Origin of the sequence: Paraburkholderia youngii (assembly GCF_013366925.1) — a bacterium.
GTDB lineage: Bacteria > Pseudomonadota > Gammaproteobacteria > Burkholderiales > Burkholderiaceae > Paraburkholderia > Paraburkholderia youngii.
Window position 1 is genome coordinate 178,148 of record NZ_JAALDK010000003.1, and the last position, 19,000, is coordinate 197,147.

At 60.3% G+C, this 19,000-nt stretch carries 10 protein-coding genes and 7 pseudogenes; 7 read left to right on the forward strand and 10 right to left on the reverse strand.

From position 1 onward, the window contains the following. Positions 1–19: 19 nt before the first annotated feature. Positions 20–754: a tyrosine-type recombinase/integrase gene (locus G5S42_RS39390; RefSeq protein ID WP_176112154.1), complete on the reverse strand. Its 735-nt coding sequence runs from the start codon at positions 752–754 to the stop codon at positions 20–22. Then, entirely contained in the window at positions 751–1,998 is a 1,248-nt protein-coding gene (locus G5S42_RS39395; RefSeq protein WP_217710323.1) for a site-specific integrase, read from the reverse strand. Before G5S42_RS39395 ends, G5S42_RS39390 begins: the two co-directional genes overlap by 4 nt. Positions 1,999–2,164: 166 nt before the next feature. On the opposite strand from G5S42_RS39395, the pseudogene G5S42_RS39400 reads away from it, so the two are divergent. Then, a pseudogene (locus tag G5S42_RS39400) lies at positions 2,165–2,908 on the forward strand (IS91 family transposase); the annotation flags it as partial. Positions 2,909–3,184: 276 nt separating this feature from the next. On the opposite strand, the pseudogene G5S42_RS39405 reads toward G5S42_RS39400, so the two are convergent. Then, a pseudogene (locus tag G5S42_RS39405) lies at positions 3,185–3,939 on the reverse strand (IS110 family RNA-guided transposase); the annotation flags it as partial. A gap of 70 nt (positions 3,940–4,009) precedes the next feature. Between G5S42_RS39405 and G5S42_RS39410 the strand changes: the two are divergent. Next, a complete protein-coding gene (locus G5S42_RS39410) occupies positions 4,010–5,035 on the forward strand; it encodes an IS110 family RNA-guided transposase (RefSeq protein ID WP_176112155.1) in 1,026 nt (341 codons plus the stop codon). A 255-nt stretch (positions 5,036–5,290) separates the two neighbouring features. Here the strand turns inward: G5S42_RS39410 and G5S42_RS39415 are convergent. Next, positions 5,291–5,554: pseudogene (locus G5S42_RS39415) on the reverse strand (IS110 family transposase); the annotation flags it as partial. Between the two features lie 125 nt (positions 5,555–5,679). Here G5S42_RS39415 and G5S42_RS44725 point away from each other — a divergent pair. Together G5S42_RS44725 and G5S42_RS39420 are read left to right on the forward strand one after the other, a co-directional pair. Next, positions 5,680–5,941, forward strand: a pseudogene (locus G5S42_RS44725) (transposase); the annotation flags it as partial. Between the two features lie 349 nt (positions 5,942–6,290). Continuing rightward, a pseudogene (locus G5S42_RS39420) lies at positions 6,291–6,821 on the forward strand (transposase); the annotation flags it as partial. A 164-nt stretch (positions 6,822–6,985) separates the two neighbouring features. Here G5S42_RS39420 and G5S42_RS39425 read toward each other — a convergent pair. Together G5S42_RS39425 and G5S42_RS39430 are read right to left on the reverse strand one after the other, a co-directional pair. Next, complete coding sequence (locus G5S42_RS39425) at positions 6,986–7,939, reverse strand: IS5 family transposase (protein WP_176112156.1); 954 nt, start codon at positions 7,937–7,939, stop codon at positions 6,986–6,988. 11 nt (positions 7,940–7,950) lie between these two features. Further along, a complete protein-coding gene (locus G5S42_RS39430; protein WP_176112157.1) occupies positions 7,951–8,874 on the reverse strand; it encodes an SDR family oxidoreductase in 924 nt (307 codons plus the stop codon). 150 nt (positions 8,875–9,024) lie between these two features. Between G5S42_RS39430 and G5S42_RS39435 the strand changes: the two are divergent. Together G5S42_RS39435 and G5S42_RS39440 are read left to right on the forward strand one after the other, a co-directional pair. After that, positions 9,025–9,831, forward strand: a pseudogene (locus G5S42_RS39435) (helix-turn-helix transcriptional regulator). 507 nt (positions 9,832–10,338) lie between these two features. Then, a complete protein-coding gene (locus G5S42_RS39440; RefSeq protein WP_176112158.1) occupies positions 10,339–12,741 on the forward strand; it encodes a two-partner secretion domain-containing protein in 2,403 nt (800 codons plus the stop codon). Between the two features lie 223 nt (positions 12,742–12,964). Here the strand turns inward: G5S42_RS39440 and G5S42_RS39445 are convergent. The 4 genes and pseudogenes from G5S42_RS39445 to G5S42_RS39460 all read right to left on the reverse strand — a co-directional run. Next, positions 12,965–14,042: pseudogene (locus G5S42_RS39445) on the reverse strand (amidohydrolase family protein); the annotation flags it as partial. Between the two features lie 40 nt (positions 14,043–14,082). Continuing rightward, positions 14,083–15,396 (reverse strand): MFS transporter, encoded by a 1,314-nt coding sequence (locus tag G5S42_RS39450; protein ID WP_176112160.1) that lies wholly within the window; start codon positions 15,394–15,396, stop codon positions 14,083–14,085. 90 nt (positions 15,397–15,486) lie between these two features. Continuing rightward, a complete protein-coding gene (locus G5S42_RS39455; RefSeq protein WP_176112161.1) occupies positions 15,487–16,761 on the reverse strand; it encodes a CaiB/BaiF CoA transferase family protein in 1,275 nt (424 codons plus the stop codon). Then, entirely contained in the window at positions 16,758–17,741 is a 984-nt protein-coding gene (locus G5S42_RS39460; RefSeq protein WP_176112162.1) for a hydroxymethylglutaryl-CoA lyase, read from the reverse strand. Before G5S42_RS39460 ends, G5S42_RS39455 begins: the two co-directional genes overlap by 4 nt. A 167-nt stretch (positions 17,742–17,908) precedes the next feature. Between G5S42_RS39460 and G5S42_RS39465 the strand changes: the two genes are divergently transcribed. Next, positions 17,909–18,730, forward strand: coding sequence for an IclR family transcriptional regulator (locus G5S42_RS39465; protein WP_176112163.1), 822 nt, complete (start codon positions 17,909–17,911; stop codon positions 18,728–18,730). Positions 18,731–19,000 lie beyond the last annotated feature (270 nt).

The following is a 19,000-nucleotide window of genomic DNA, read 5'->3' on the forward strand; positions in this document are numbered from 1 at the left end:
CCCGCCAGGATACCAGGTCTCAATCGAAGTTCCTAACACGCTCTAGCTCATGTAACCGGGGACTGTGACCGTTGAACGTGACGCCAATGCCGGCGATTTTCAGCAGCTTCCGGAACGTCCAGTAAACAACCGTGTACCTGAGCGGGTGACCGTCGTCATCAACAAACGCATGGTCATCGCCCGGGTGTGCCAGTCGCCGTAGCGTCAGATATTTCTGCAGACCCTCCGTCGCCGTCTCGTGCAGAGGAACCAGACGGCTCTTCTGGAATTTGCTCCTTCGAATGACGAGTCCGTCGGACGTAATGTCAGCAAACCGTAGATTCAGTGCTTCGGAGACGCGCAGACCAGTGGCGGATAGCAGAGCGATCAACGCCGCATATGTGTGTGGTCGCAGTGCGCTGGCAGGCCCGAGATTCATCGCAGCGTCGATCAGGCGCTCGATGTCAATCTGTGTGTAAATGTACGGAGGCCGTCGGGTCTTTCGGTAGCCAATGTAACGTTCCGGCGGTAGCTCATGGTTCTGATCTTCGATGGACAGATACCGGGCGAACCTGCATACGGTCTTCAGCCGCGCGTCACGCTGGGCCACCGACGCAGCCTCAGTTGCCCAGTCGATCGCAGTCTGTGCGCGGACGTGCGTTTCACCGCGATTGACTGCAAAGCGCGCGAAGCTGCGCAGCAGGTATTCCACGTTCGACAGCTTGAAGCCCGCGGCACGACGCGCCGCGAGATAGGACTCCACGGCGGGCATCATTTCATCACCTCTGGCCAGGGCTGGGCGATCTGCTTGAGCAATGCGAAGTCGACTTTGGCGTAGTAGGCTGTGGTGTCGATACGGCGATGCCTGAGGACCATGCCGATCTGGTCGAGGGGAAGACCGTGACGCAACATCTCGGTCGCTGCTGTGTGTCGCAGCAGATGTGCACCTTTGGCCGGTGAATTTACCTTGGCCCGCTTGAGCGCGCGTTTTACTACCGAGGAAATGCCATCGCCCGAAACAAACGGTCTGAACGGAGCAATGTTGCGTACGAAGACGCGGTCACCTCCTGTCACTCGGGATCGGGATTCGAGATAACGCAGGAGTGCCTCACCAGCGTCTTGGGGCAGCGGTAGTCGAACTTCATAACGCCCCTTGCCCGAGACCCGCAGCGTCCCGGTTTCCCACTCAATGTCTCTCATTCGAAGGTTTGCGAGGTCGCCCGCACGCACCCCGAGTCGCACAAGTAACAGAATGATCGCGCGGTCGCGACGTGCTCGAACTGATTGGCCATCGCAAGCGGCAATCAGACGGTGAACATCGTCAGGTGCAAGACACTGGGGGAATGTCGACAGGCGCCAATGCGCCAGTGTGGGAACTGCTTGATCGAGACCGGCCCGACACAAGCCGTGAACACACAGATAACGCAGGAAGGCCCGCGCGCTGGTGACCCGCTTTTCAGCGGTACCGGCACCACAACTGCTAACGCTGTCCAGCAGGAACGTGCGTACGCGCTTTGGATCCCATCTGCTGACATCGTCCCCAAGCGACTCGAGCATTGTCGTTGCATCGCGACAGTAAAGCCGAAGTGTTGCGGGCTTCGCACCCCGATGCTTTTGCATCCAACGCCGGAAACCGCTAACGATCGCGGGTTCGCAAATCCCAACACTTGCAGGAATCCCGGCTTCACAGACACCAATCTCGACCAGGTATTCATGAAAGCGCTTTGCGCCGAAGTAGACATGATGGTTTGCTTTACCTCCTTTTGCATCTGGACAACTGCACGTTGGAAGATGTCGACGGAAGATTTCCAACATCTGCGGACCTACCTCAACCAGCGCTCTGCCACTCATCAGCATGAAGCGGCCCAGATGATCGGCGGCCCGTATGTACCGCACAGCGCTCGCCGCTGAATATCCATCCCGCTCCAGCGCATCAGCAAAGCCGTCAATGAAGACGCCGGCCGGTCCTGTACGCAAGCGCCTCAATGTCTTGGGTGCTACCAGGTATGTGTCTAGCATCACGTCCTCCTGTGATGATTGCCCGTTAAAGCCAGACCACGATAGCAACGGAGGGACGTGTTTTAATGGGGAGTAAAAATACAGGATTGTTCGGTCTGTCGAGCCGAACATGGTTTCGGACTCCCTGTTATCCAGGACTCCCCATAATGCATGTAATGGAGCGCACTCCATTACGTGTGGGGACCGGCATTGCCCGAAGTGCCAGGCCAGCGCCGCACACCGGTGGCTCGAGGCACGTCAGGCCGATCTGCTACCCATCGAATACTTCCACGTCGTCTTCACGCTTCCCGCACCCGTCAGTGCGATCGCCTGGTACAACAAACGGATCATCTACGGCCTGCTGCTCGACATCGCCGCCGACACGCTGCGCACGATCGCCGCCGATCCCAGACACCTCGGCGCCCAGATCGGGGCCACGCTCGTGCTGCCCACCTGGGGCTCGGCACTCACGCATCATCCACACGTGCACGGCATCGTACCCGGCGGCGGACTCTCGCCCGATGGCGAGCGCTGGATTGCGTGCCGGCCCGGCTTCTTCCTTCCGGTGCGCGTGCTCTCACGCCTGTTCCGCCGCCGCTTCCTCGAGGCACTCCAGTTGATTCACCGCCGTGGCGAGCTGCGGTTCTTCGGCGAGTACACCGGGCTCGCGGACCCCGCCACCTTTGCCCGGTGGCTTGCACCGCTACGCACCTGCGAATGGGTGGTCTACGCCAAGCGCCCGTTCGCCGGACCAAAGGCCGTGCTCGAGTACCTCTCACGCTACACGCACCGCGTCGCCATCTCCAACCAGCGTCTCATCTCCTTCGATGAACGCGGCGTGACGTTCCGCTGGAAGGACTACCGTGCCAAGGGGCGTACCCGCTACAAGACCATGACTCTTGAAGCTGGCGAATTCATGCGCCGCTTTATATGAACGCGTCCCGTTTGCAACAGTTTTCTTGTGTTCAGACAGACAGGATGGGCTGCGGCTCTATATCCGGCCTTGTTGCAGTCGGTATTGCTGCCTGCGGGCCTCTATGAAATACGCTGACTCGCACCTCATTCCCTGCACGAGCTTGGAGCTCGACGGCGCATTCAGGTTTAGCGAGTCCCGGTCCTACCTGGTTTGTCATCACACTCGATTGCTGCGCAACCTTTCGACGTTCACCCTGTGTTGAACGTTGACCTTCTGCTTCGCGTGAACCATTCAGGCCGGCTTCACGCTCACGTAGGCCTTCTCGTAAGGCCGGTCATGGGCCAGCACGGCCCAGATCGTCCGAGCCATCTTGTTCGCCAATGCAACGACCACCACATTCTTTGGCCGCCGCCTGATCATCTGCTCGACCCACTCGCCGGGTTCCTTTGCGTGCTCTATTACGCTACGCGCACCGTGGATCAGCAGTGTGCGCAAATAGGTGTCGCCTCTCTTGCTGATCCCGTGCAGCTTACCTTTCCGCCCGAGCCGGTCTGCTTCGGCACGATGCCAACCCATACAGCAAACTCCCGGCCCGAACTGAATGCCTTCGGATCGCCCATCATTGAGACAGCTGCCGTTGCCGTCAGCAGCCCAACGCCGCAAATTTCGCTAACAGCCTTCACCGCTTTGTCTTCCTTCTTCCACTCGCGCATCCGGCGCTCTATCTCGGCAACCTGTTCATCCAGCTTCGCCAGTCCATTCCACTGCTCGCGAAACGTATCGATCAGCACGGCAGGCAGACGCTCCGCGATCCGTTCGAGCACGACCGGTATCTCCTTGTTCAGCTTGTTCCGGCCCTTGCTCATGACCTCCCCATATTCCGTCAGCAGTCCACGCAGACTATTGATCTGCATCGTGCGAAATTTGATCAGCTGCTGTCGCATACGGTGTAGCGCCAGCATCGCCTGTTGCATCTCGGTCTTCACCGCGATGGGCTTACCGGGTTGCTGCACGGCCATCCAGAGTGCCCGGGCGTCCGCTGCATCGTAATGGGATGGTCCTCCCCACCTGACAGTGGGTTACGCTGTATCGGCTCGTTCAACCGGAGGCAATGCCATGCAAGACGTAACAGTCATTGGAATCGATCTCGGCAAACGTTCGTTTCACCTACACGGCCAGGACAAGTCTGGTAAGGCTGTGTTCCGCAAGAAGGTATCGCGACAGCAGCTGATCGAATTTCTAAGTAACTTTCACGCTTGCACGGTAGTTATGGAAGCCTGCGCCGGCGCCCACTTCATGGCACGCAAACTTGCAACCTTCGGGCACCAGATCAAGCTCATCTCACCGCAGTTCGTTCGCCCATTCGTAAAATCAAACAAGAACGATTTTGTTGACGCCGAGGCAATCTGCGAAGCTGCCTCACGGCCGGCCATGCGATTTGTTACTCCGAGGACGGAATCGCAGCAGACGCTGTCCGCACTACACCGGGTACGCGATTCACTGATTCGCGATCGCGTATGCACAACGAACCAGTTACATGCCTTCCTGCTTGAGTTCGGCATCAGCCTGCCGATTGGCAACGCGGTCGTCAGGCGACTCCCGGCCCTGCTCGCTGAACACTCATTGCCACCGCGTCTGGTTACCATTCTCGAACGCTTACATACCCACTACAAGTATCTTGCGCAACAGATCGCGGAGCTCGACAGGGAAATTGCACAGCAACTCGCCGACGACGACCTCGGCCGGCGTCTGTTGACGATCCCTGGGGTCGGCCCGATCACCGCTAGCGTCCTTACAGCAGAGATGGGCGATGGCAAACAATACGCCCGCAGCCGTGATTTCGCGGCCTCGATAGGTCTGGTTCCGCGTCAATACAGTACAGGAGGCCGAGCGAACCTTCTGGGCATCAGTAAAAGAGGCGACAAGAATCTCCGCCGGCTGCTGGTTCAATGCGCGAGAGTGTTCATGCAGAGAATTGACAAGAATTCAGGCCCATTGGTCACGTGGACGCGGCAAATGCTCGCGCGACGACACTCCAATGTTGTGGCCTGCGCATTGGCCAACAAATTCGCGCGAATCGCATGGGCGATCGCAGCGCGCAAGACGAGTTTTAACGCTGGGGCTGCAGCCATGCCCGCATAGCGAGTTTCACACAGCACCAAACAAGTTACCCAACTGGTTTTGCGACCGCTGACACCTGATGACGTGAACGGCACAGTGGCCCGACGAGGAACCCGAAACAAGAATGGGCTCATATGAAGCCGCCATCGTTCTGAGGTTCGTCGGGCGCGACTCTCATCGTGGCGCGGGGAGTGATCCCCTTCAAGACGCCGAATAGATTCACGCAAGCCAACCACAAAATCGGAATCAGCGTTGCAAAAACGGGGAGGACCATAGATTCTTGTTGCCGATGTTGAACGCCTTCACGAACTTCGCCGGCATCAGCTTTACCTCGTGACCCATGTTCGTCAGTTGCCGGGCCCAGTGGTGCGATCCGCCGCACGCCTCCATGCCGATCAGGCACGGAGCCCGGTTCGCGAAGTGCTCGAGAAACTTTGCCCGCTTGATCGGCTTGTTTACGATTTCTCCGGTTTCCTGATCGACGTAGTGGACCTGAAAAACCGACTTTGCAATGTCAATCCCCACTGGCGTAAGCTTCACGACGGATCCTCCGGTTTGCCTGGAAACTTCGTATTTTCCACGTGGGCACATCGATGCCGTTGGCCCGTGAGGATCCACCTCCCTTTGCGCTCACATTCACGGGTGGGACGCGTTCATTTCATTCCCTGCTCCATGTCCTGCCCGGCAGGCTTCCATCGTATCCGTCACTATGGATTGCTTGCCAACCCGGTGCGTCGAGCCAATCTGGCAAAGGTGCGCGAACTGCTGCATGTTGCACCCAGGCTCAGCCCGTCACCAGACGACGCTCTCATTGAACGCCGGCCCACCTTTATCTGCCACCACTGCGGCGCGCCAATGATCGTCATCGACATCCTCGCGCGCAGCGCCCCGATCCGGGCACCACCGATGCGACGGGGGCAGACATGAGCACCGCGGTTCCTCGATCTGCATGTCGAACGTCGGCTTCGCGTCAATGCGGCCCACGAATGGACGCTCGCGCATATCACTTCGCGACCTGCCTCGCGTGCCCGCGTCATCATCGCGATCGCACCTCAGCACCGCTTCGTCATCGCGTCAGTGCCCGTCCTGCATCCCGCCTGAACGCGCCGCATCCGGCACCGCTGAGCATCCTGACCCATCAATCGCCATAGCCGCGAAGCTCCGATCGAATCGGCGCGCCCCGCGGTTTCCTCCATCGAGATCCTATGTAGCAGAGAGTCGCGCAATCGGTGGATCGTATAATCAGCCGTAGGAGCCTTACCCAAAGGAGAGGATCATGCGCACGGATCAGGCACGCACGACATATTCCGAAGCAGTCGTGCTCGCAGTTTCGCTGGAACTTGCGGCGGCAAAGTGGAAGATCGCGCTTCACGACGGCCAGCGCGAGAAGCCTGCGGTGCATACGGTAGCGCAGCCACATGCCGCCACTCGCCTGCAAGCCGTGTTGGACGTGATCGAACAACAGAAGCTGCAGTGGTCGCTACCTTTGGAGACACGCGTTGTGGCGAGTTACGAGGCCGGCCAGGACGCGTTCTGGATCTGCCGCGCTCTGCAGGCTCGCGGGATCGAATGTCATGTCGTCGATCCCGCGGGCATTCCCGTCGAGCGTCACAGGCGGCGCGCCAAGACGGACCGACTCGATGTTATCAAGCTGGTCATCAATCTACGCGCGTGGCTGCGCGGCGAGCGCGATCGGATGCACGTGGTCCACGTGCCCTCACCACAGGACGAAGCGTCGCGCCAGCTGATGCGCGATCGCGGCGAATTGCAGAAGGAAGTGCTGCAGCGCTTCAGCTATTCGAGGCGCCAAGCCGTTCTAGGGAAGGTCTGCACAACTCGTTTTCAGAGAGTTGGCCGTTTGCCACTTGCGTCGTATCAGCCATGAGAGTCTGCTGGCAGGTTGGTCGCCTGGTTTTTTGAAGCGTGACGACCACTGTTTGCCGAGATTCGCGGCCTGAATCTGCGAGCGTTTCAAGCTTTCCACAAAGCCTTGCGTGCCATCCACAGGTTGCCCAGAGCAAATAGTGTCGTGATCTGGGCGGTGTTCTTCATCAACCCCCGGTACCGGGTCTTCGTATAGCCAAACTGCTGTTTGAGGACGCGGAACGGATGTTCAACCTTGGCGCGGATGCCGGCCTTCAGGCGTTCAATCTGATCGAATATCGCGTCCAGCCGATCGGTTAGGTCCAGTTGTCTGCGCCTGCCTGGTCGCATCGCGACATGCCAGCGAACCGCGCTTACCTGGCAGCGCTTTTCGATACCCTGATATCCGGCGTCAGCGTACACATCCATTTCCTGGCCGTGCAACAGCGCTTCGGCCGCATTGATGTCATGAACGTTGGCGGCTGTGCCGATGACCGTGTGGACCAGGCCCGACTCTGCGTCCACGCCGACGTGCGCTTTCATCCCGAAGTACCATTGATTTCCCTTCTTCGTCTGGTGCATTTCCGGGTCCCGTGTACCAGAGCCGTTCTTCGTCGAAGTGGGTGCGGAAATCAAGGTAGCGTCGACCGCCGACCCCACCTTCAGCATCAAGCCTTTCTCGCTCAGGATCTCATTGACCAGCGTTAGCATCTGCGCAGCCAGGCCGTGCGTTTCGAGAAGGTGACGGAACCGGAGAATCGTGCTCTCGTCCGGCAAACGCGTCATACCCTCGTCCAGCCCAGCAAACTCACGATACAGCGGCACGTCATAAAGCGCCTCTTCCATCGCCGGGTCTGACAGACCAAACCACTGCTGCATGAAGTGGATCTGCGGCATCGTCGCAATAGGAAACGGCGGCCTTCCAGTCTTACCCCTTGGATAGTGCGGTTCGATCAACGCAATCAACCTCGACCATGGCACAACGCGCCTCATCTCATCGAGAAATTCCCGCTTGCGCGTGCGTTTAGTTGAAAGATCCAGACCAAGACCAAGCTGTGTCATCGAGGTACCCCTTAAACCTGCCTTCTCCCAGGATAGTCCACCGAGACGTCAACGCCAGGACTTTTGCAGACCTTCCCTAGATCGGCAATCAGCCCGGGCCCGGTCGGAGTCCAGCCGAGCGTCCTCCGCGTCTTTTCGCTTGATGCCACAAGGTCGCGGCTAGCGAACATTGCCAGCCAACCAAAGTGCGTCGAAGCTTCTCCCGCGGATATGGATCTTGTGGGCACTTTCAGCCCGCGGCCGATGGCTTCGGCAATATTCAGCATCAGCACGCCTTCTTCAGCCACCGCATGATATTTCGCGCCCGCTTCGTTCTTTTCCAGCGCCAACCGGTAAAGACGGGCGACATCCGAGATGTGTGCCGCTGCCCAGCGGTTGCGTCCTTCCCCGACATAGGCTGACACGCCTTTCTCGCGCGCCACAGCAACAGCGTAAGCCAGAAGCCCTTGCCGCATTGTGTTGTGAACTTGGGGAAGCCGCACCACCGAGGCGCGCACGCCTCCCAGTGATAGCGCCGTCTGCTCGGAGACGCGGGGAAAGGGGAAATCTGGCGGCACGTCATCGTACTCGGTCGCGACCTGGCCCGGCCCGGCTAATCCTGCCGTCCCCGACGTGGCAATCAGAAGCCGATCTGAGCCAGCGAGGACTGAGCCCAAAGCTTCGATCGCGCGGCGATCGACCTCGCAAGACCTTGCAAAGTTGGACCAGTCGTGAATAAAGCCCAAGTGAATGACGGCATCGGCCGCCGCTGCGCCCCTCCGAAGGCTTTCGAGGTCTTCAAGCGAACCGCGATGTACGTCTGCTCCAATAGCTGCCAGGGCTTTTTCTCCCTCGTCTGAACGAGCCATGCCGAGAACCTTATCTCCCGCAGCAATCAGTTCCTTAACGGTGGGAATGCCGATAAATCCGGTGGCGCCGGTGATGAAAACGCGCATGAACCTGTCTCCAACTTTCGCTGGAGACAAGTCTCAGCTTTGCGAGTGTTCCGGTAAAGTAGTGACATTATCATGGTAAGACTACAAACAGCATGAAGTCGCGCCGGGACAACGAAAAACCTCCTCGCCGCCTATTTGCGGGACCGGCGGATGAAGCTTGATCCCGCAGTACTCGGCTTTCCCGCAGAGCGCCGGCGGACGCCTGGGCTGCGCCGTGAGGAAGTGGCGCAGCGCGCCAATATCAGCCCCACCTGGTACACGTGGCTCGCACAAGGTCGCGGCGGTGCCCCCTCGGCCGATGTGCTCGATCGAATATCGCGGGCCCTGATGCTGACGGATGTCGAGCGCGAGCACCTTTTTTTTCTAGTTGGCCTCGGGCGGCCGCCCGAAGCCCGCTACCAAGAGAAGGAAGGTGTCACGCCTCGGCTGCAGCGTGTCCTCGACGCCTTGGACCCCAGCCCCGCCCTCATTCGCACTGCCACCTGAAACGTCCTTGCCTGGAATCGGGCGGCCACTGTCATGTTGGGCGACTATGGCTCCCTGCCGCCAAACCAACGCAATGTGCTGCGCACTATTTTCCTTGATCCGCGTGCGCGCGCCGTGCAGTATGACTGGGAGAGCGTCGCGCGCCACATCATCGGTGCATTCCGGGTCGATGCCGCGCGTGCGGGAGCGGCAACGGAGGTGGCGCCTCTTGTTGATGAGCTGTGCCGGCTCAGTCCCGAGTTCAAGGTGATGTGGCGCGACAACGAGGTTCGAGAGGTCCACGGCGAGGTCATCAAGCGCATCCGCCATCCGGTGCTCGGCCCGCTCGCCTTCGAATATTCGACCTTCTCCGTCGACGGCCGGACTGATCTCAGCATGTATCCCGCGACGCCGGAGGATGCGAAGACGATCGCGTCCCAGATCAGCTTGCTGTCAAACCGACTACCGTCGGCCGACATGCGAGGGCCGTAGTGGCGCTCGCAATAACGCAGGTTCAGGCATTCGAAGCTCGATTCCCGAGAGTCTCTCAGGACCCTGCAGGCACCGAATATGGCAAGCGGCTGTGGACACCAACGCTCGGCTTGCGAACGGCCGTTCGGGGCCGGCTAGCGCCCGACGACCAAGCCTGGCGATCGCCGCGGGCGCGGCTTTTCATGCAAGCGGCATAGAGCGACCCATAGCCGTCCTTCGGCCTGACGCGAAAGCGAGGGCAGCTTTCCCAGCCCGAACGGCCATTCGATTAACCGCCAGTCTTCGACCTCTTAATGCGCGCCGCACCTTCATCCGCGTGCGCGAGGCCGCGAAGTCGGCCTATCCCTCGGGCGGTAATCCTGAAGCAACACACATTGTGACGAAGGGCGCAAAACGCGTAGATTTAGGCGCATCTGGAAAACGTCTCGCGCTAATCTTCATACATAGGTCGCGCAGTTCGCGCCCTTTCTGGCGCGTGCCGATCGTACTCCGTTACACGGAGGACGTATGAGCCCTGCTGCTGGTTTGGCGCGTCTGCAACGCGCATCTGGAACCTGTCGGTCGTCGCGAAAGCTCTCGCTGTTTGTCGCTGCACTGACAGTACTGCTCTCTGGACAACACGCCTTCGCCGCAGGGCCGCTGCCGCAAGGCGGCCGCTTCGTAGGCGGATCAGGAAGCATTGCCCAGAACGGCACGAACCTGAACATCACGCAAACAGGCTCGCGGGGCATTATCGAATGGGACAGTTTCTCGATCGGACGGCGCGCCACGGTTTCAATTAACAACGGCACTGGCGCGACACTCAACCGCGTAACGGGTAACGACTTCTCCACCATCCTCGGCACGTTGAGCGGCACCGGCAGTGTGTACCTTGTCAACCCGCATGGGGTTTTAATCGGGCGAAACGGCGTGGTCTCGACGGGCGGCCGCTTCGTCGCTTCGACGCTCGACATCCCCAACGACACATTCTTGAATCCGCCCGCGATCGGTGGGTCGGTGTACGCGGGCAGTTCCACGGCCAATGTGATCAATCTCGGCAAGCTCATCTCGTCGGGCGGGGACGTGTTCCTCATATCGGCGAACAAGGTCAAGAACGCAGGGACGATCGATGCGCCAAACGGCAATGCCGAACTTGCCGTGGGGCATCAGGTCCGTCTGATGGACGGCACGTATCAGCAAGTTTTCGTGGATGTGGGAAGCGGCGGCACGATAATGAACACGGGGTCGGTGCAGGCGGCGATCATCAATCTGCAGGCGGCCGACGGCAACATTTTCGCGCTCGCCGGTCATTCGGGCGCGCTGCGTGCCACCGGCACGGCGACACGCGCCGGCCACGTGTGGCTGGTCGCCAACACCGAGACCGCGACGTCGGTGATCAACACTGGCAACGTGGATGCGCGCAGGGCGCAGATCAGCGCACGCAATGCGGACGGCAGCGGCGGCGCGGTCGATATGTCCGGCAAGGAGGTCGAGGTCGGCGGCGCGGACGTTCAGGCGAAAACCTGGAACATTACAACTGGGGACTTCATCGCGGACGCCCCTACCGCTCGCACGCTAAGCGCAAGCCTGAGCCACGGTGCCTCGATCAACGTGGACGCGAACGGCGCTGACGGTCAACGTGGGGCGACCGGCAAGGGAGACATCGCGATTGAGGCTAGTGTGCGCTGGCACGGCGCCACCTCGCTGACGCTCGACGCGGCGCACTCGCTGACCATTGCGCCGAACGCGACCGTCGCCAACCACGGCGCAGGCTCGCTGATTCTCAATGCCGACTCGTCGGGATTCGACAACGGCGGCAGCGTGACCAACCTGGGCACGATCAACTGGTCGCGAAGCACGGGCATCGTCACGGCGCTCTACGACATGAACGGCAGCTACACGCCCGGTACATTGCGCAGCAATCCGTCCTGGCGTGCCGCGCCGTTTAGTGGCCTGGTGACCCAGATCACTGCCTATCAGCTCATTAACTACCTGGCAGACCTCAGTGCGGTAAACAACAACCTCGCCGGCAACTATGCGATGGGCAACCGGGCAATCGATTTCCTGAATCCGGTGAATTTCGGCGGCATCGGCACCGCTGCCACACCGTTCACCGGCCAGTTCGACGGTATGGGCCATGGCGGCATCTCGGGACTGAACATCTCCGGCAGCGCCGATACCGGACTTTTCAGCGTGATCGGCAAGACAGGCGTCGTGCGCAATTTTGATCTTTCACAAAGCTCAGCGACCTCCTCCGCAGGACCGGTCGGCTTGCTGGCGGGCACCAACTATGGGCTCATCGTGCGGATTGGCGCCTTCGGTAGCGTGCAATCCACGGGTGACACAAGCAGCGTGGCCGGGGGGATCGTCGGCGAAAATAGGGGCCGAGTTGAACAGTCATTCGCCGGCGTGAGCGTGACCGGGGCTGGAACCGTGGGTGGCCTTGCCGGTACGAACGACGGTTGCATTGACCAGTCGATTGCGTTGGGTAGTGTGACGGGCGGTGCGCAAGCCACGCTCGGTGGACTCGTCGGTGTGAACAATGGCCGGATCAACCAATCCATGTCCGAGGAGATCGTAGGGGGTGGCGTGAACGGTGGCGCGGTGGTCGGCGGCATCGTGGGCAGCAATGCGGGCGTCATCCGCGAGTCCTATTCCCAATCGACGCTTATGCCTGATCCGGGTGCGACGACTGGCGGTATCGCTGGCATCAATAGCGGAAGCATCGCCCCGGACGTGTTCTGGAACAGCGAGTCTTCCGGCGCGACTGCGGGGGTGGGCTCGGGAACACCGGTGGCAGATGCGAGCGGACTCACTAATGCCCAGCTACTCGACCGTGCGAGCTTCGGCCCGACCTGGGATTTCAGCGCGACCGGTACATGGGTGATGTCCTCTAACGGGCCGGCGCTGCGCTGGTTGGCCGGACGTTGATATCCGGGTATGGGTGACCAGGGTCGTGAGTAAGCTTCCGTGGCAGTTTCGCACGACTCCGCTTCGGGGACTGGCAACCGTATCTCAAGCGGGTGTCATTGATAAAGCGGGCAGCCGACCCGTTTCTGTCATACGTTCAAGCCTGTCCAAAGGCAGCTTTCTGATCGACAGCGGTCATTACAGGCTTACAGCCGGCCCGCTGATCGTTCCGACGCACTTCCGTGAGGCGATAGACCTTGCTCACCGTCCCCCGGAACAAGGCCTCGCGCTCGTCAGCGCTAGCTTGTGCAGTCAGCTTCTTGAAGGCGTTCCAACCATTACTGAATGGATAGGAGCCCTTGTCCACCGGGAAATTGCTCTCGAACATGCAGCGGTCCGCACCGAACGCTTCGATACACGTATGCATCCATGGCTTCCACGCTTGCGCCAATTCATCCGATGACGGCGGTCGCTCGCCCTTTTCAAACTCGAAGCCATTGATACGCATGCCGAGTCCGCCCACCTTCACATAGACATTCGGCAACTGAGCGAGTGCGCGCATTGAGCTCGACCAGGCGTCGAACGCTTCAGCGCGGTGGCTTGCGTAACTGGCGATGCGGACTACCCCGCCGCAATGGTTGATGATGAAAGGCGTATCAGGATGGACCTTTGCCAGATCGAACAACTCCGGCAATTGCGCGAAGAACAGCCATGCGTCGTACGACAGCCCCAGCGATCGGAGCTCCGCGACCCCGGCCCGGTAGTCGCGATCGAGCAGCAGTCCCCGCGGCGCTGCCGAAATCGGATTCACCAGCGTCTGGTCAGCATCCCACGTAACCAGATGCCGAACGCCGCGGAAACGGCCATCGCCAGCATCCAGTTCCGCTTCGAGAACATCGCGCACCGCCGGCCCCCGGCGAAGATCCGCATAGCCGACCATACCTTTCGCCACCTGCGGCTCGCCACTCTGCAAAGGAGCCGTGACACCCGCGACATACTCGATCTCTCCGACCGGTCGCATCGGCTCCGGACCCGACGGGCGATACCGGGTCAACGCCTGCATGAACACCGACGCGGTGATGTTGTGACCGGATCGCGCGTCCTCGAGATACTCGTCGACAAGATAGGTCCATCCCGGACGTTCATAAAAGTGGTGATGGGCGTCGATGATCGGCATGTCGGGCTCAAGCGCAGCCTCGGTGCCAGAGGCGAGCCAGTCCGACCGAACGGGAAGGTAGTTGCTAGTCGTACTCACGGCATGTTTTCCTGTTTGCAAACGCCTGACGTAGAGCGATAGCAGGCAGCATCATTGGTACCGCCATTGCGCTCAGCAAGCGGCGGCGTCGGGTGATGATGGTATTGCTATGAGCGCTCTGCGCGATCGAATGTATAAAGTGACAAAGGCAGCAATGTCGTGATGCCTAGCACAATCGACAGACCAATCATGCCGGCCTCGAACGTACCGAAACTGTCCTTCAGATAACCCACGAGGTACGGTCCCGCAAAGCCGCCGAGTGCACCGATCGAGTTGATAAAGGCCAGGCCACCGGCAGCCGCCTGTCCGGAAAGGAACCGGGCAGGAAGCGTATAAAAGATCGTCCGGCCCGCAATCGTGCCGATCAACGCCAGCGTGATGCCAGTCATCGCCGGAACCAGCTGATGGAAATACGTCGAGACACCCAGCGCAATCGCACCAATCAAAAGGCCTGCGGCGAGATTTGCGATCGGGCCGCCGCGACGATCGACCCGCTTTGCCCACCAGAGCAACGCGACGGTGGCAAAGAAGTAAGGCACGGCCGACATCCAGCCGGTCTGCATTACGCTCATCCCGTGAGCCCGCAGCATCTGGGGCAGCCAGATGCCGATGCCGTAAGAGCCCATCGTAAAGCCGAAGGAAATCATCGCCAGAATGTAGGTGCGCGCGTCCTTCAACGCTGCGACGAAATTTTTCTTCTTCTGACTGGACGAGCCTTCCCGATCAAACGCACCTTGCAGAGCTTGCCGTTCCTCGTGAGACAACCACTTCGCATCGGCGGGCTTATCCGCCAACATTTTCAGTACGAGAAAGCCGAGCACGCATGCGGGCAGTCCTTGAACGATGAACATCCACCTCCAGCCCGCCAGTCCCAGGACACCGTCCATATGGAGCAGCGCCGCCGAGAGCGGACCACCGACGAGCGACGACAGCGGCGTGGAGACGGTGAACCACGCGAGCACCCGAGTGCGATAGCTGGCCGGGAACCAGACGGCGAGGAAAAAGATCACACCGGGAAAAAAGCCCGCCTCACCGATGCCGAGCAGCAGCCGGACCGCGTAGAAGCTTTTTGGGCCGACAGCCAATGCCGTTGCCACTGCGAAGAAGCCCCAGGTAATCATGATGCGGGCGAGCCAGCGCCGCGCGCCGAAGCGGTACAGCGCGAGGTTGCTCGGGACCTCGAACAGACAGTACCCGGCGAACATGATGCCCGCCCCCCAGCCGAACTGTGTGGCGGTCAAACCCAGATCGTGATTCATCGTCAGCGCCGCGAAACCGACGCTCGTGCGATCCAGATAGTTGAAGAAGTACGCAAGGGCGAGTAGCGGAATGAAGCGCCACGCGGCTTTCCTGACTGCGGACTGCTCGAGGGTGGCACCCACCGCGCTGCCTGTCGTGATGTCCGATGAAATGGATGTCATGTCTCGTCTCCAGACGAATCACGGCGCGCAAAAGGCCCTGCCGGCCTCTGCGGCTTAGTGATTCTTTATTTGCTTCGCTGCTTCGCTGCTTCAGGCGCTGGCGAGTTCGTTCGCCGACGGGTTCGATGCATCGCCAGGTTGGGCGTCCTGACACTTGACTACCCCAGCCTCGGTCAACTGTCTGAGGTCTTCCGGTGTGTATCCGAGACCCGACAGAAGCGCTTGAGTGTCCTGACCCAGCGAAGGGGGCGCCGCGCGCAGGTGCAGGCGCTCACCATCCAAGGTCAAGGGCAGCAGCGCAGTCCTCGTCGCTATGGGCTGTCCCGCGCCGCTTGCATCGGGCGGCAACGTCACTTCGGCGAGTCCGCCGGTGGCGAGCAGGTGCGGATCGTCGAACAGATCCTGCGGCTTGGTAATCGGCGCATAGGGCAGTCCGCAGCGCTCGAAAATCGTGCTGATCTCGGCCGCGGTGAACGCTTCCATGTGCTTTCGAAGCAGCGGCAGCAACCATTCGCGGGCCTGCACGCGCTGATTGTTGGAAGCGATACGCTCGTCCGCCTTGAGCTCCGCCAGCCCGAAAGCGTCGCAGAACAGCGCCCATTGCGTATCGGAGACAACGGCCAGGAAGATCTGCTCGCCGTTTTTGACCGAGAACACGTCGTAGACGGCCCACGCTGAAATGCGGCTTGGCATCGGCGCCGCCGCTTTGCCGGTCACGGCGTACTGCATCATGTGTTGAGCCACCAGGAACACATTGTTCTCGAACAGCGCGCTCTGCACTTCCTGACCCCGGCCCGTGCGTTCGCGTTGAGCCAGCGCCGCCATCGCGCCTATCGCGCCGAACATTCCACCCATGATGTCGTTGACACTCGTTCCGGCGCGCAGCGGCCTGCCTTCCGGTCCCGTCATGTAAGCGAGGCCGCCCATCATCTGCACGACCTCGTCGAGCGCGGTGCGATGATCGTATGGGCCGGGCAGAAAGCCTTTATGCGACACGTAGACGAGACGCGGATTGCGCCTGGACAGCGCGGCATAACCGAGGCCGAGCTTGTCCATCGTGCCGCTCTTGAAGTTCTCGCTGAAGACGTCCGCTCCAGCGAGGAGCTTGTGAACGATTTCCACGCCACGCGGATCTTTTACGTCCACGGCGATGCTCTTCTTGTTCCGGTTGAACGTGCTGAAGAAGCCCGCACCGGAGCCGCGCAAAGCGCGCGTGCTGTCGCCGGAAATAGGCTCGACCTTGATCACTTCCGCGCCCAGGTCCGCCAGCACCATGCCGCATGTCGGCCCCATCACCATGTGCGTCATCTCGACGACGCGTACGCCGCTATACGGCAGATTCTGGTTTGCTTGCAATTCGCTCATTGCGCTACTCCAGTCAGGCAGCCTTCGGGTTGCGGCGCGCTGGGTGCGCGGCCGTCTGCATACGCGAATCCCTTTGGGAGCCCCGCGTCCTGCACGTGTCCGTATAACGCTTCGCCGGGCAGCGCCTCGGCGAGAATTGCACGGGCGGCGATCAGCCTGTCGATGTCCACACCGGTGTCATAGCCCATGGCTTCGAGCAGGAAGGCCAGGTCTTCTGTCACGATGTTGCCGGTCGCGCCCGGTGCATACGGGCAGCCGCCGAGACCCGCCTGGCTGGAATCGATCGTCGTCACGCCGACTTCGAGCGCTGCAACGACGTTGGCCAGCCCCTGTCCGCGCGTGTTATGGAAGTGGGCCCCGCCAGCCTTTGCGCCGAGTTCCGTTTGCAGACGGCGGAACACCCGGCGAACCTGGGTCGGATTCGCGTAGCCGCTCGTATCGGATAGGCCGATTTCATCGACGCCGCATTCGGCCATTGCCACGCACATGCGCATGGTCTGATCGTCGGTCACAGTGCCCGCGATCGTGCAGCCGAAGGCGACCGAGACACCGGCCTCGATCTGCACGCCGGGAAACCGCTCGTCACGAAGCGCGACGATATTGCGCACTTCTTCAATCATCTGCTCGTTGGTCTTGCGGATATTGGCCAGCGAATGTTCGTTGGTCACCGAAACGGGCAGCGTCACCTTGTGCACGCCGGCTTCGAAAGCGCTCTGGCTGCCACGAAGATTCGGCGCTAGAACCGCGACGTGCAAACCGGGAATGGAGAGCGCATGCGCGACGACTTCGCGGATGTCAGCCATCTGAGGCAGCAGTTTCGCCGGCACGAATGAGCCCACTTCAATTTCCTTCAGGCCTGCAGCGGCGAGCGCCGAGATCCATCGCAGCTTCGCTGCCGTGGGCATGACAGTTTTGGTGCTCTGCAATCCGTCACGCGGACCGACCTCGCTGATCAACACCTTGGGATTGGGCGTATTCACGACTGACTCCTTGGTTCTATTACGCAGACCGAGGTTCTATGCGATAGAACTATAGGTGCGCTTTGCGGCTTGGTGAAGACGGGTAAACCCCCGAAATCGCGAAAAACAGAACTTGAGTTCTGTCACACGAAACATTAGAGTGACGGCATAACCAGGGAGTAGAAGAGATGACTATCAGTGGGCCCGGGAATGCAGAGCGGTCGCTCGACGCATCGGACACAAGCAGTGGAGTCGCCGTTCTGGATCGGGCTTTCGCGATTCTCAACGCTTTCGGCCCGACCGACGACCGGTTGACGCTCACCGAGCTATCGCGCCGCACCGGCTTGTATAAAAGCACGGTCTTGCGGTTGCTCGGTGCTTTGGAGCACGGCGGATTTATACGGAAGCTGAATGACGGTCAGTACGCTGTCGGACATCAACCGCTTCGCCTCGCAACGCTTTACCAGCGGTCTTTTCAAGTCGGCCCCGTTGTGGAACCCATCCTTCAGCAGTTGAGTCGCGACCTGGGCGAGACGGCCTCTTTTTACGTCCGGCAAGGTGACAAGCGCCTGGTCCTGTATCGCGTGGAGCCCTCGAGAAGCGTGAGAGTAGCGATCCGGATTGGCGAGGAATTTGAGATCGACAAAGGCGCCTCCGGCAAAGTGCTGCTCGCATTCAGTGAATCATCGGATCCGCGCTGGAATGAGGTGCGGGAACGATTCTGCGCGGTCTCATACGGTGAACGAGATCCCGAAACAACGTCAGCATCAGTGCCGGTGTTCGATTCAACCGGTCAGCTGTTGGGCGCTCTGACCCTATCCGGGCCGAAAGGCAGATTCGACGCCCCAGCCACCATCAACGTTGCTCTTAAAGCATTGCTTCTCAGCGCGAAGCGAGCAACGGTCGACTTGGGGGGCATCGGTGCGAGATACGATGCAAGCATCGCCAGATTCGTCGAAGAAGACGCTGCCAAACCGGAAAAAGCGGATGTCGATAGCGGAAATGCGTGACCCGGGCACGCGGCCCTAGAGAAGGCGCCCTTTGCATTAGGCATGTGAACCCCGGCATGCCATCTGAATGCCGCGCAAAGCGCAAATCGCCTTGCTGCGGCAACGATCACATCCTCCCTTACAGCGACCAAAGCGCGCAGCGCCCGGCTTTCCCGGTTGGCTGAAAGCTGTCCTTATTCATTGTTGAGCCGATTCCACTCCGTACGTGCTGAAAGATGCGCTTGCCTAGCATGCAAGACAGGGTCGGTGCTGGTTATCCCTAGTCGCTCC